A 12,551-nucleotide genomic window follows, 5' to 3' on the forward strand; every position below is an offset into this window, starting at 1 on the left:
AGATCCGTCGGTCTACGGGACCGGTAGCCCAGGCCCGTAAATATAGTGTCTCAATCGCCCGGGCGCCCCTTGATTAGGGGGCCCAGGTGATTTTTTCGGATCGTCGACTGGCGGTCGCAAAAAACCTGGGCCCCGCTAGGGCGGGGTTTCGGTAGCAGATTAGCCCTTGAGGACCTCAAGCAGGGTTTCACCCAGCTTGGCCGGCGAGGGCGAGACGCGGATGCCCGCCTCTTCCATCGCCGCGATCTTGTCCTCGGCACCGCCCTTGCCACCGGACACGATGGCACCGGCGTGGCCCATGTGACGGCCGGGAGGGGCCGTGCGGCCGGCGATGAAGCCGACCATGGGCTTCTTGCGGCCACGACGGGCTTCGTCCTTCAGGAACTGGGCGGCTTCTTCTTCGGCCGCGCCGCCGATTTCGCCGATCATGACGATCGACTTGGTGGCTTCGTCCGCCAGGAAGAGTTCCAGGATGTCGATGAACTCGGTGCCCTTGACCGGGTCGCCGCCGATGCCGACCGCCGTCGTCTGGCCGAGGCCGGCATTGGTGGTCTGGAACACGGCTTCATAGGTCAGGGTGCCGGAACGCGACACGACGCCGACCGAGCCGGCCGAGAAGATACCGCCCGGCATGATGCCGATCTTGCACTGGTTGGGCGTCAGGACGCCCGGGCAGTTGGGGCCGATCAGGCGCGAGCGCGAACCCTGCAGGGCCTTCTTCACCTTGACCATGTCCAGCACCGGAATGCCTTCGGTGATGCAGATGATCAGCGGAACTTCCGCGTCGATGGCTTCCAGGATCGAGTCAGCCGCAAAGGGGGGCGGCACATAGATCACCGAGGCGTCGGCACCAGTGGCTTCGCGGGCTTCGCCGACCGTGTCGAACACGGGCAGGCCGATGTGGGTCTGGCCGCCCTTGCCGGGGGTGACGCCGCCGACCATCTTGGTGCCATAGGCGATGGCCTGCTCGGAGTGGAAGGTGCCCTGGGCGCCGGTGATGCCCTGGCAGATGACCTTGGTTTCAGAACCGATGAGGATCGACATTTAGCGAGCACCCTTCACGGCTGCGACGATCTTTTCGGCGCCGTCAGACAGGTCGTTGGCGGCGATGACGTTCAAGCCGCTTTCCGAGATGATTTTCTTACCGAGTTCGACGTTGGTGCCTTCCAGGCGCACCACCAGCGGAACCTGCAGGCCGACTTCCTTCACGGCGGCGATGACGCCTTCCGCGATGATGTCGCAGCGCATGATGCCGCCGAAGATGTTGACCAGAATGCCCTTCACGGCCGGATCGGCGGTGATGATCTTGAAGGCCGCAGTGACCTTTTCCTTCGAAGCGCCGCCGCCGACATCGAGGAAGTTGGCCGGCTCGGCGCCGTACAGCTTGATGATGTCCATGGTGGCCATGGCCAGGCCGGCGCCGTTGACCATGCAGCCGATTTCGCCGTCGAGGGCGATATAGGCCAGGTCATACTTCGAGGCTTCGATTTCCTTGGGGTCTTCTTCGCTCTCGTCGCGCAGGGCCTTGATGTCCGGATGACGGAACAGGCTGTTGCCGTCGAACGACAGCTTGGCGTCGAGGACCTTCAGGTGATCATCCGCCGTGACGATCAGCGGGTTGATCTCCAGCATGGCCATGTCCTTGGCCAGGAACGCCGTATAGAGCTGGCTGAGCAGCGAGGCGGCTTCCTTGGCGAGACCGCCGGTCAGGCCGAGAGCCTTGGCCAGGGCGCGATGGTGGGTCGGCCACACGCCCGTCGCCGGGTCGATGGTGAAGGTGTGGATCTTCTCGGGGGTCGAGTGGGCGACGTCCTCGATATCCATGCCGCCTTCGGTCGAGGCGACCACCGAGACCTTGCTCGAGGCGCGGTCAACCAGCAGCGACAGGTAGAATTCCTTGGCGATTGCGGCACCTTCCTCGATGTAGAGGCGGTTGACCTGCTTGCCCTTGGGGCCGGTCTGGTGGGTCACCAGCACGCGGCCGAGCATTTCGGCGGCGTTGGTCCTGACCTCTTCGGCCGACTTGACGACGCGGACGCCGCCCTTGGCGTCGGGGCCCAGTCCTTCGAACTTGCCCTTGCCACGGCCACCGGCGTGGATCTGGCTTTTCACCACGAAGACCGGCGTGCCCAGCTTTTCAGCGGCGGCGAAGGCTTCTTCGGGGGTGAAGGCGGCAAAGCCGCGCGGAACAGGAGCGCCGAACTCGGCGAGTACGGCTTTGGCTTGGTGTTCGTGAATGTTCATGAGGGCCCGGTCTCGGCGACGGCTTTTCTGAAATGTGGCCGGGTTATAGGAGCGTGATTTCGCAGGCGCAACAGCGCGTGCCCGATAAGGTGAAGGCTTGGGCCGATCTTTGTCCAATCGGACATCCGCCCCGCCCTCCCCGAGGCCGGTTCGGCCACGGTCTGAAGCAGGCCTGATCTGTTACCGGTCACGCCCCGGAGACGCACTGGCTCCCCGGGGCGATCCGCCCGATCCTAGACGGGGGTATCCATAAACAGGATCAGAATCAGGGCCATGACGGCCGCCGCATCACGCTCCGGCGCGCCCTTGGGCGGCAGGTAGGCGGTCTTGCTCATGCCGGTCAGGTCGACCGCCGCGATCTCCTGGTCGCCGTTGCGGATCACATAGCCCACAGCACCAGTGCCCAGGCCGATCGGCATGGAGCCGACCTGCTTGGTCTCGGTCCGCAGGGTGAAAGATCCGAACTGCAGTTCGCCGGCGCGTTGCGGCGTCTGCAGGCGGGCCATCAGGCCGCCCTTGGCCTGGACCAGGGTGAAGGCGGCGGACGGACCGGCGCCGGCACCCTGGAAGGTGCAGACATAGGCCAGCTTGTCGCGGTCAAAGGTGATCCAGCCCAGGCCCGTGCGGCTTTCGCCGCCCTTGCACTGGATGGTCACGTCACCAAAGCTGGCGGTCGTGACATTGATCTCGGCCGAGGACTTGGAACTGGAATAGACGCCCAGGGCCTTGGTGGAGCTGCCGCGGACCTTGCTGAGGCCGCTGTACTCGGCAATGGTGAAGCCCGGGTGCAACAGGCCCTTGCCCTTGGTCCACTGCAGCTTGACCTTCTCGGTGCGGGCAATGAACGAGTCTGCGGCCTGGGCCGGGACTGCGCCGGCCAGCAGGCCGGCAAAAAGAACGGCGCTGAACAGCGCGGAAATCTTAGACATGGTCGCCCTCTTGAAACGCGGCGCGTTCCTGTACCGAAGCCGTACAGAGGGCAAGGGCCTGCAACTGGATGGAGACTACTCTACCCAGTCCTGCTTGAGGCGGCGTGAGGCCAGGATCAGCAGGCCGGCACTGACCACATAGAAGCCCAGCCCGAAATAGAGGGCATAGCGCATCGATTCCGCCCCATAGCGCGGGGCCAGCAGGTCAGAGACATAGCCGAAGAACCACAGGCCGACGGCCAGGCCCAGCAGGTTGTTGATCAGCAGGAACAGGGCCGAGGTCGTAGTCCGCATGGCGGCCGGGGCCAGGTGCTGCACGGCCGCGACCACCGGACCCAGCCAGGCCAGGTTCAGACCCGTGGGGATCAGGAACAGCAGGAAGGCCCAGACCATCGAATTGACGTTCATGGCCAGCAGGAAGCACGGCAGGGCCACGAGGAAGCAGATGGCCGGGGCCAGGGCATAGGCGGCCTTGTTCTTGGCCCCGAAGCGGTCGGCCAGCACGCCGCCCAGCCAGATGCCTGCCACCCCGCCGATCAGGGACAGGGCGCTGTAGAACATCGCCCGCTCGGGCAGGCTGAGGCCGAAGCTGCGCTGGAAGAAGGTCGGCAGCCAGAAGGCCACGCCATAGCCGCAGATCGACGAGCAGGCCGCCCCGAACGACAGCAGCCAGAAGCTGGGCTTGGGCAGGATCGTGGCCAGGACCTTGCTGAAGGCCGGAGCCTTGGGTGCCTCGAGCGGAGCCACCTCGCCCGGCTCGCGATCCATGCCGCCCCGCGGCGGATCCTTGACCACCCACTTGAAGATCGGGGCCAGCAGCACGCCGGCCAGGCCTACGGCGATGAAGGCAAAGCGCCAGTCGACATAGGCGGCGATCAGCCCGCCGAACAGCACGCCCAGGGCCGTACCCAGCGGGATGCCGAACGAATAGACCGCCAGGGCCCGAGCTCTCTGCTCCTTGGGGAAATAGTCGGCGATCAGGGAATAGGCCGGCGCCACGCCACCGGCCTCACCGACCCCCACGCCCATGCGCGCCAGGAACAGGCTCCAGAAACCGCCCGCAAAGCCGCACGCCACCGTGAAACCGCTCCAGACGGTCAGGGCAACGGTCATGATCCAGGTGCGGCTGACCCGGTCGGCCAGCCAGGCCAGAGGCACGCCCAGAGTGGTGTAGAGCGCCGCAAAGGCGACCCCGCCCATCAGGCCGAGCTGGGTGTCGGTGAGATGCAGTTCGGCCTTGATCGACCCGGCCAGGATGCCGAGGATCTGCCGATCCAGGAAATTGAAGGTGTAGGCGAGGATCAGCATCGCCAGCACGACATAACGGTAACGCGAACCGGTCGCCGAAGGCTCGATCGGGCTCTGGCTCATGGTCGCTCCGCTGGAATTCTACACTGCAGACAAAGAAATGGCGGCGGCCCTTTGCAGCGGGCCGCCGCCAGTCATGGCCTAGATCAGAAGGCGACTTCGAGGCTGGCCGAGACCGTGCGCGGCGGGCCGTAGAAGCCGATGACCGAGTTGTTGTAGGTCGGCACACCGAAGTTGTAGCCACCGGTGCGGTAGCGCTCGTCGGTCAGGTTCTTGCCGGTCAGGGCCAGCTTGTAGTGACCGCCCGGGGCCGTCCAGATCGCCGTCAGGTCGACCAGGGTGAAGGCCTTCTGGTCGAGCAGGGGCAGCGGCAGTTCGAACTGCTGGTAGCTGTCGCGATAGCTGACCATCGGGGTGACGGCCAGGAGGCCGCCCGCCACATCGGCGGTCCAGGTCAGGCTGACATTGCCCGTCCATTCCGGCGTGTTCTGCAGACCATAGAGGTCGGCCACATTGATCACCTGACCGCCGGCCGGCACCGTCGTCGACGGGTTCAGCGGGTTGGGCGCACCACCCGGAACGAACCGGCTGAAGGTGTCGTACTTGGCATGGATGTAGCCGACGGCGACATTGGCCGAGAGGTTGGCGCTGAGCTTGGCCTTGGCCTCGAACTCGGCACCATACATCGTGGCCGCACCGGCATTGTCGATCGAGCTGGCGATGCCGCTGGGCACCACCACCTGGGTCGAGACCTGCTGGTCCTTGTACTTGGACAGGAAGATCGCCGAGGCGAACGAGACACGGCGGTCCAGGGCATAGCCCTTGAGGCCGGCTTCATAGGCGTCGACCACTTCGGGCTTGTAGCCATTGACGGTCTGCGGGGTGATCAGGGCGTCGCCGCGCATGTCCCAGCCGCCCGACTTGAAGCCCTTGGAATAGGACACATAGGTGCTCAGGTCGTCGCTCAGCTCATACGAAGCGCTGAGGCGCGGCGTGAACTGGTTGAACGAACCGTCGGTGCTGTAGTTGGTACGGGTCTGCAGGATCGGACGCGGGGTGCCGCCCTGATAGGGGGTGCGGGTCGCGCCGAGATAGAAGAAGCGATAGCTGTTGCTGCGCTTGTGATCGCGGGTGGCGCGGGCACCCATCGAAACCTTCAGGCGCTCCGACAGATTGGCGCTGAAGTCGAAGAAGGCCGCGAAGCTCTGGGTGCTGACCTTGCCGCCATTGGCGATGGCCAGGCCCAGATTGCCGGCGATGGTGTCGAACTCGCCCGAGGCCTGGCTGTTCATGTAGTAGAGGCCAAACACGCCCTGGACGTTCTCGTCCGAATAGACGGCCTGCAGTTCCTGCGAGAACGAACGGTCGTCATAGGTGGCCGGAATGTCGAGGGTCGGCAGCGGGGTACCGTCAAAGTCGATGACGGTGGTGGTGTGACCCTTGCGGCTGGCGGTGATCGACTTCAGCGTCAGGTTTTCCGACGCGTCCCACTGGCCGGTCAGCGACACGCCTTCGGTCTCGACCGAGTTGTCGTCGCCGAGGCCGGCCTGGGTGTCATAGATGTCGAGCACCTTGTAGCCGCCGACCAGGGCCGGCAGCTCGCGGTGACCGTGACGCGGGTTGGAGTCGTCCTGCACCTTGTCATAGGCCAGGCGGAAGAACAGGTCTTCGTTCGGCGCATATTCGGCGCTGAGGCGGATGGCCTGGACGTCCTTGTTATAGTGCTCGGCACCGGTGGTCAGGTTCTTGCCGTAGCCGTCGCGCTTGTAGACCGCATAGGCGCCGCCGACCGACAGGCCGCCGCCGACCGGGGTCTGGCCCGAAAGCAGCAGGTCGGTCTGGTTGTAGCTGCCATAGGTGCCCTTGATCTTGCCATGAGCTTCATCGCCGAGGCGCTTGGTCACGTACTTGATCGCGCCGCCGATCGTGTTGCGGCCGTACAGGGTGCCTTGCGGACCGCGCAGCACTTCGATGCGCTCCACGTCGAACACGTCGAGCACCGCACCCTGCGGGCGGTAGACATAGACGTCGTCGACATAGAGGCCCACGCCGGGCTCATAGCCCCACAGCGGGTCCTGCTGGCCGATGCCGCGGATGTAGGAGATCAGGGTCGAGTTCGAACCGCGGGCGGTTTGAACGGTGATGTTCGGGGTGGTCTGCTGCAGGATGGTGATGTCAGCGCCGCCCTGGCGGGCCAGGGTCTCGCCGCTAAAGGCCGAGACGGCGACCGGAACGTCCTTGAGGTTTTCCTCGCGGCGACGGGCGGTGACGACCACCTCATCCACCGACAGGGTCGCGCTGGGGGCCGGAGCCTCCTGGGCCGAAACGGCAACAGCGGCCGCGCCCCATGCCGCGCCAGCCAGCAGCGCAGCCTTCCACATCGAAGTCATTGGGTTTCCCCTCCCTTGTACGTTCCGCCCACCCGAACCGGATCCTTGTGGCGGACACGTGCTCGGAGCTCGCATGTTCATCGAACCGCGAATAATCGCACTCTCACCCAGAGAACGCTGGGACGCCAGTCTTTTTTCATCAGGTGATGAAATGGTGTCAGGGTGTGGCTTTACAGCCCCGGAGACCAGGGCTCGACCTTGGGCTCAAGCCTTGGCGGCGCGGCCGATGACGGTCTCGAAGCCGGCCGCGCAATAGGCGAACAGCCGACGGCGTACCGACTCCAGGTCATGCGAGTGGCACTCGCCCTCCGACAGCGAGTCGATCCGTCCGGTCTCGGACAGGGCCAGCATCATCGAGCCGGTCAGGAACTGGTAGCACCAGTAGAGGTCACGATATTCAGCGTCCGGGCGGGCGGCCTTCAGGGTCTCGACCAGGCGATGGACCACCGGATCAAAGAACCGGGTCATGGTCTCCCCGCCCCAGACCGGGGTATTGTTCACCTGGGCGACGAGGACGAAATAGTTCTTCCAGCCCTTGCCGCCCTCCTGGGAGATGCGCAACAGGGGGTCGATGAAGGCCTCGATCACCCCCTCGACGGTCATGGCCCCGGCATGGGACTTCACATAGAGATCCATCGAGGCCAGCCGCGCCTGGTTGAGGATCTCGGCCCGGCGCAGGAACACAGCGTCGAACAGCTCGCGCTTGGCCCCGAAGTAATAGTGGATCAGGGCCGTATCGACCCCGGCCTCGGCCGCCACCTGGCGGGTGGTCACACCGTAGAAGCCATGGCGCGCAAACAGGCCCTCGGCCGCGTCGAGAATGGTTTCCTTCAGGTCCAGGCCCTTGGCCTTGGACGGTCTGCCACGCCCGCCTGGACGGGCGCGGGGCTTGGCTGCGGTCATTCGACTCTCTGGGCCTGCCGTGATTGCGCAGTACCCGGATGGCGCATCTGGACAAGCGTGGCAAGGCGGAAGGCCCGGAAGGGGCGTGCTTCCCGGCCCACGCCGCAGCCCCCTCCTGACCGCTTCGCGGTCGTCCTCCCCCTTTCAGGGGGAAGATGAGATCGCCATCCTTCACCTTCCCCCTCCGGGGGAAGACGGTCGCGCAGCGACCCTTAGGGGGCAAGGACGGGGATAAGCTGCGCCTAATCCCCGAACGATCTCTGCGAGACTGCAGTGAAATCAACACTCTGAAAACAGTTTGAGCGCGTCCGTCCGACGCGCTGAAACCTCCCGTATTCTGTACCCACCTCGTCGCGAGGAAGGGGCGCAGGGCCAGCGACCATTGCGGCGGCGGGGGGTGATCGAGCGGGACTGGGCTTCAGGGGGATACTGAAGCGCGTCCGGGGACCTGGTTGCTGGCCAGACCCGCCCGCCGTCGGCGTGGTTGAAGGCAAAAGGGCGTGTCTGGCTGTAAGCCCGTCCTCTTCGACCGCCAGAACGCGCTGGAAACGGCGGGTTCCGGGTCCCGGTAAGGCCTCAACAGGGCCACCTGGCGGGAGGCTGACGGATAACGACCACGCGGAGCGGACGGCTTCGTCGAAACGGTAATCTCTATCTCTCATCCGGACGTCGTCCGGACGCTCCGCAGCCCTTCCCATCCCTTCAGCGGCAAGCCGCGTGAAGCCGGAAAGCCGCGCCATTCAACCGAGGAAGACGTGCCACATCAGCCGGCCGGGCAGGAAGGTGAACAGGCCGGCGATCAACAGGCCGCCGACGAACATCCCGGTCATGGCCCGGGCATGCTGGCGAACCTTGCGGCGCTTGATGGCGAAGATGGCCATGGGCAGGGCGATCAGGGTCCAGCCGCTGAGCAGGTGGATGAGGCTGAAATGGCCGGGATTGATCGTTCGGATGAACAGCGAACTGACCGCCGTCAGGGTCATGGCCAGGACCCAGGTCCAGCCCAGCGCCTTGTGCAGGCCCGTGCCCTTGACCCCCGCCAGCAGCACCGCGCCGATCACGAAGGCGGTGACGGCCCCGGCGACGTGCAGCTGGATCACCAGGGGTGCGGCGGCAAGCAGGCCGAGGTCCGGCGCATGCGGCCGGAATCCCAGGCCCTGCAGGACACGAAGCGGCGCCGCAAGCACACCCGGGCTGGCCGCCAGGATCGCCAGGGTGGCGGCCCCGAGGGCCAGAACGCCAAAACGACCGCTCAGGGTGGGACGCTGCATTGACTTGTCTTGATCGGCCATCTTCATCTCCTCGGGCGACGGCGCTGTGTGGTCCGTCGGCGCCCCTTCCCTGGAGCTCTGCCTCACGTGCCTCAACCGTCGTTGCGTCAGTCACCGCCCGGCCTTCGTGAGTGGCTGGCAAACGCCATTCACGCTTCGCGAACGGCGCTGACGACCGCAGAGGCCAAGCGTGGTTTCGGGGTCTCAGCCTGCGCCGGCCTGTTCCTGGCCCTGATCGGTCCGTTCGGCTCCGACCAGGCCCCGATGCTGGTTCGGCTGCCCTACTGGATCGGCCTGTGCGTCGCGGGGGCCGTCGTCGGCACCGGCGTCAGCCACCTGGTCGACCGGGACGGACGGGCGGAGTCACGACCGGTCCTCTATGGCAGCCTGGTCGCGATCGGCATCACCCTGCCCTTTACAGGCGTGGTCTGGCTGGTAACCGAATTGGCCTTTCATGCGGGCACGCCGCGCCTTCCCGCCCTGCCGATCTATCTGGGGCCGGTGTTCACGATCACCGCCGCCATGACCGCCCTGAACTTCCTGGTCCAGCGCAAACCGCCCGAGACCCATGCCGGCCCGGCCGGCGCGCCCGCCCCCCGGTTCCTGGAGCGCCTGCCGCCCCGCCTGCGGGGGGCCCAGCTGTTCGCGGTGGCGGCCGAAGACCACTATCTGAGGCTCTACACCTCAAGGGGGGAGGATCTGATCCTGCTGCGCCTGTCCGACGCTGTGGCGGAACTGGAGGGTATCGAAGGAGCCCAGACCCATCGTTCCTGGTGGGTGGCCAAGGCCGCCGTGCAGGAGGCCCGCCGCACCGATGGCCGGGCGATCCTGACCCTGCCCGGCGGCGTCGAGGCCCCGGTCAGTCGCGCCTACGCCCGGGCGCTGCGAGAGGCAGGCTGGTTCTAGAGCGTTTTCCGATAAGTGTGAAACGGTTATCGGATCGAAAAACGCTCTAAACTTTTGATTTAGAGCGTTTTTCGCCCGACCCTGATGACGCCATCAGGTCGGAAAGGGCTCTAGGCCCGCCGCGCGCGCCATTCGTCCCTGGTCTGGCCCCAGATATCGATGACGTGATCCTGATAGGGAGCCGGCAGCTGCCCGCGGCCCCGATTGTACGACCCGATACTCTGGGCCACCTTCTGCGAGGGCGTATTGGTCGGGTCGATGCAGTGGATGACCTCGTCCCAGCCGAGATGGTCGAACACCCAGTCGATGGTGGCGATAGCGGCCTCGACCGCATAGCCCTTGCCCCAGGCTGCGGGGGCCAGGCCCCAGCCGACCTCGGTTCCGGGCCAGTCCTCGGGCTGCCAGGGCCCGATCCGGCCGAGCCACTGGCCGCTCGTCTTGTCGAGCACCGAGAACATGCCGAAGCCCAGCAGGGTCCAGGATCCGGCCATCGAGGCCATGCCGCGCCAGGCCGAGGACCTGGGCTGCTGTCCGCCGATGTAGCGCGCCGCCTCGGCGTCGGCCATCATCGCGGCCCAGCCGTCGATATCCTCGGTCGCGGTAGGGCGCAGGATCAGCCGCGCGGTTTCGAGCGTCGGGCCGGGGGCGACAGGCATCCGAGTATCTCCAGGCTAGACGACGCAGGCCGCGAGGCCGTCGCGACGGACGGTGCCGGACGCCGCGCCGATCTTGCGGGTCCGCTTCTTCACATACTTGCCTGCCCCGACCACCTTCCACTTCAGCGGACTGGGCAGGATGGCGGCCAGGCGGGCGGCCTGGGCATTGGTCAGCTTGTCGGCCCCGACCCCGAAATAGCGGCGGGCGGCGGCTTCGGCCCCATAGATGCCGGGGCCGTACTCGATGGAGTTCAGATAGACCTCCATGATCCGCTTCTTGCCCCAGAAGGTCTCGATCAGGACGGTGAACCAGGCCTCCAGCCCCTTGCGCACATAGGACCGGCCCGGCCACAGAAAGACGTTCTTGGCGGTCTGCTGGCTGATGGTCGAGCCGCCGCGGATCTTCTTGCCCTTGCCGTTGTTCTCATAGGCCTTCTGCAGGGCCTCGAAATCAAAGCCGCGATGGTCGCAGAACTTGGCGTCCTCGGCGGCGATCAGGGCGCGCGGCAGGGCTGGCGAGACCGTCTTGATCGACCGCCAGCGATGGTCGAGACCCTTGCCCTCGACGGCACGGATGACCATCAGCGGCGTGACCGGCGGCGGTACGAAACGGAAGACGATCACCGCGACAACGGGCCCGGCGACCAGCACGATGAACAGCGCCAGAAAAATATTCCGCAACAGCTTCACCGATCGCTCCCAAACCTACTTGTCTTGACGCTGCGGCCGGATGCTAGCGATTGAGGACGTCCCTGTCGCGGGGGCATGATCGACCTTGCTCAGGGAGCTTTGGCATGGATGTCCTCGACGCCGTCAACCGCCGTATGTCCGTGCGGGCCTTCAAGTCCGACCCGGTGGACGCCACCGTCCTGCGTGAATTGCTGGAAGCCGCCGCCCGTGCGCCCTCCGGCGGCAACCTGCAGCCCTGGCGGGTTCAGGCGATCACCGGCGCGCCGCGCGCCGCCCTGCTGGAGACCATGCTGCAGCGTGTGGCCTCGCCCGATACCCCCGAATATGACGTCTATCCGGCCAATCTGTGGGAGCCGCTGCGCAGCCGCCGCTTCCAGGTCGGCGAAGACCTTTATGGCGCGCTGCAGATCCCGCGCGAAGACAAGCTGGCCCGCCTGCAATGGTTCGCCAGCAACGGCCAGGGCTTCGGCGCGCCGGTACTGCTGTTCTTCTCGGTCGACCGCCGCTGTGGCCCGCCGCAATGGAGCGATCTGGGCATGTACATGCAGACCCTGATGCTGCTGGCCGTCGAGCGGGGCCTCGACACCTGCGCCCAGGAGTTCTGGTCGCACTATCATCAGGTGGTCGACCAGCATGTCGGCCTGCCCGAGGGCCACATGCTGTTTTCCGGCATGGCCCTGGGCTATCGCGACGAAGCCGCCCCGGTGAACAACTGGCGCTCGCGCCGGGATGAGTTCGAGGTCTGGGGTGAACTGAAGGGGTTCTAGAGGGGGCGTCCTCGTCCTTCGACAAGCTCAGGATGAGGACAACAGTGCAGGCCGCCGCCCACAATGACCTTAGTGTCGGCGGTAAAAACGCCTCATCCTGAGCTTGTCGAAGGACGAGGCGTTCGGCATCGCGCCAAGGCCGGCAAGGCATCCCAGTCCCCCCGGATGACCGCCTCTTTCTTTGCGCGGCTCCACCCCTTGAGCTGACGTTCGAAGGCTATGGCGTCCGTAATGAACTGAAAGTCGCCGGCCCAGACCAATTCGACGGGCCTGCGTCGAAAGGTGTAGGCGGCCGGATCAAGGCCTTGGTTGTGACTGCTGGCCCGTGCCGCCGGATCAGGACCGCGATGGGACCCGACATAGTACGAACCGTCCGCGCAACGGAGAATATAAACCCAAGCCGACTGCACATCGTACATGGCGAGCATTCCTGGTTCTCGCCTGCATAATGCGCGTTAAAATTGCGCCTTGGCAGTCACTAAATCGA

General features: G+C 65.6%; 12 protein-coding genes. 2 read left to right on the top strand and 10 right to left on the bottom strand.

Annotated features, from left to right (window positions below; translation table 11 throughout):
- Window positions 1–159: 159 nt before the first annotated feature.
- The 7 genes from sucD to AQ619_RS15660 form a co-directional block, all read right to left on the bottom strand.
- The gene (sucD, locus tag AQ619_RS15630) at window positions 160–1,044 is read right to left on the bottom strand and encodes a succinate--CoA ligase subunit alpha (RefSeq protein ID WP_062149732.1); all 885 of its coding nucleotides are present in this window, start codon (window positions 1,042–1,044) and stop codon (window positions 160–162) included.
- Window positions 1,045–2,244: an ADP-forming succinate--CoA ligase subunit beta gene (sucC, locus tag AQ619_RS15635; RefSeq protein ID WP_062149734.1), complete on the bottom strand. Its 1,200-nt coding sequence runs from the start codon at window positions 2,242–2,244 to the stop codon at window positions 1,045–1,047. It lies immediately after the preceding gene.
- Window positions 2,245–2,477: 233 nt separating this feature from the next.
- Window positions 2,478–3,173: a hypothetical protein gene (locus AQ619_RS15640; protein WP_062149737.1), complete on the bottom strand. Its 696-nt coding sequence runs from the start codon at window positions 3,171–3,173 to the stop codon at window positions 2,478–2,480.
- Window positions 3,174–3,248: 75 nt separating this feature from the next.
- The gene (locus tag AQ619_RS15645) at window positions 3,249–4,544 is read right to left on the bottom strand and encodes a spinster family MFS transporter (protein WP_062149740.1); all 1,296 of its coding nucleotides are present in this window, start codon (window positions 4,542–4,544) and stop codon (window positions 3,249–3,251) included.
- A gap of 83 nt (window positions 4,545–4,627) precedes the next feature.
- The gene (locus AQ619_RS15650; protein WP_062149743.1) at window positions 4,628–6,871 is read right to left on the bottom strand and encodes a TonB-dependent receptor; all 2,244 of its coding nucleotides are present in this window, start codon (window positions 6,869–6,871) and stop codon (window positions 4,628–4,630) included.
- A gap of 204 nt (window positions 6,872–7,075) precedes the next feature.
- On the bottom strand, window positions 7,076–7,774 hold the full coding sequence (locus AQ619_RS15655) for a TetR/AcrR family transcriptional regulator (protein WP_084746090.1): 699 nt from the start codon (window positions 7,772–7,774) through the stop codon (window positions 7,076–7,078).
- Window positions 7,775–8,514: 740 nt separating this feature from the next.
- Entirely contained in the window at window positions 8,515–9,066 is a 552-nt protein-coding gene (locus tag AQ619_RS15660) for a DUF2306 domain-containing protein (protein WP_062151759.1), read from the bottom strand.
- 66 nt (window positions 9,067–9,132) lie between these two features.
- Between AQ619_RS15660 and AQ619_RS15665 the strand changes: the two genes are divergently transcribed.
- On the top strand, window positions 9,133–9,951 hold the full coding sequence (locus AQ619_RS15665) for a LytTR family DNA-binding domain-containing protein (RefSeq protein WP_236849491.1): 819 nt from the start codon (window positions 9,133–9,135) through the stop codon (window positions 9,949–9,951).
- A 110-nt stretch (window positions 9,952–10,061) separates the two neighbouring features.
- On the opposite strand, the gene AQ619_RS15670 is transcribed toward AQ619_RS15665, so the two are convergent.
- Together AQ619_RS15670 and mtgA are read right to left on the bottom strand one after the other, a co-directional pair.
- Window positions 10,062–10,607: a GNAT family N-acetyltransferase gene (locus AQ619_RS15670; protein WP_062149749.1), complete on the bottom strand. Its 546-nt coding sequence runs from the start codon at window positions 10,605–10,607 to the stop codon at window positions 10,062–10,064.
- 15 nt (window positions 10,608–10,622) lie between these two features.
- Window positions 10,623–11,297 carry a monofunctional biosynthetic peptidoglycan transglycosylase gene (gene mtgA / locus AQ619_RS15675; protein ID WP_062149752.1) on the bottom strand — a complete coding sequence of 225 codons (675 nt, stop codon included), beginning with the start codon at window positions 11,295–11,297 and terminating at the stop codon, window positions 10,623–10,625.
- A gap of 104 nt (window positions 11,298–11,401) precedes the next feature.
- On the opposite strand from mtgA, the gene AQ619_RS15680 reads away from it, so the two are divergent.
- Window positions 11,402–12,064, top strand: a complete 663-nt coding sequence (locus tag AQ619_RS15680; RefSeq protein WP_062149755.1) for a nitroreductase — start codon at window positions 11,402–11,404, stop codon at window positions 12,062–12,064.
- Between the two features lie 92 nt (window positions 12,065–12,156).
- Here the strand turns inward: AQ619_RS15680 and AQ619_RS18895 are convergent, their stop codons facing one another.
- Entirely contained in the window at window positions 12,157–12,492 is a 336-nt protein-coding gene (locus AQ619_RS18895; protein ID WP_335338040.1) for a GIY-YIG nuclease family protein, read from the bottom strand.
- Window positions 12,493–12,551 lie beyond the last annotated feature (59 nt).

The sequence above is a fragment of the Caulobacter henricii genome (genome assembly GCF_001414055.1).
Taxonomy (GTDB): domain Bacteria; phylum Pseudomonadota; class Alphaproteobacteria; order Caulobacterales; family Caulobacteraceae; genus Caulobacter; species Caulobacter henricii.

What these genes read in the sequence shown, in the direction of transcription:
- AQ619_RS15650 (WP_062149743.1), bottom strand. Translation starts at nt 6,871, where the DNA reads ATGACTTCGATGTGGAAGGCTGCGCTGCTGGCTGGCGCGGCATGGGGC.
- AQ619_RS15680 (WP_062149755.1), top strand. Translation starts at nt 11,402, where the DNA reads ATGGATGTCCTCGACGCCGTCAACCGCCGTATGTCCGTGCGGGCCTTC.
- AQ619_RS18895 (WP_335338040.1), bottom strand. Translation starts at nt 12,492, where the DNA reads ATGCTCGCCATGTACGATGTGCAGTCGGCTTGGGTTTATATTCTCCGT.
- AQ619_RS15645 (WP_062149740.1), bottom strand. Translation starts at nt 4,544, where the DNA reads ATGAGCCAGAGCCCGATCGAGCCTTCGGCGACCGGTTCGCGTTACCGT.
- sucD (WP_062149732.1), bottom strand. Translation starts at nt 1,044, where the DNA reads ATGTCGATCCTCATCGGTTCTGAAACCAAGGTCATCTGCCAGGGCATC.
- AQ619_RS15655 (WP_084746090.1), bottom strand. Translation starts at nt 7,774, where the DNA reads ATGACCGCAGCCAAGCCCCGCGCCCGTCCAGGCGGGCGTGGCAGACCG.
- sucC (WP_062149734.1), bottom strand. Translation starts at nt 2,244, where the DNA reads ATGAACATTCACGAACACCAAGCCAAAGCCGTACTCGCCGAGTTCGGC.
- AQ619_RS15670 (WP_062149749.1), bottom strand. Translation starts at nt 10,607, where the DNA reads ATGCCTGTCGCCCCCGGCCCGACGCTCGAAACCGCGCGGCTGATCCTG.
- AQ619_RS15640 (WP_062149737.1), bottom strand. Translation starts at nt 3,173, where the DNA reads ATGTCTAAGATTTCCGCGCTGTTCAGCGCCGTTCTTTTTGCCGGCCTG.
- AQ619_RS15660 (WP_062151759.1), bottom strand. Translation starts at nt 9,066, where the DNA reads ATGGCCGATCAAGACAAGTCAATGCAGCGTCCCACCCTGAGCGGTCGT.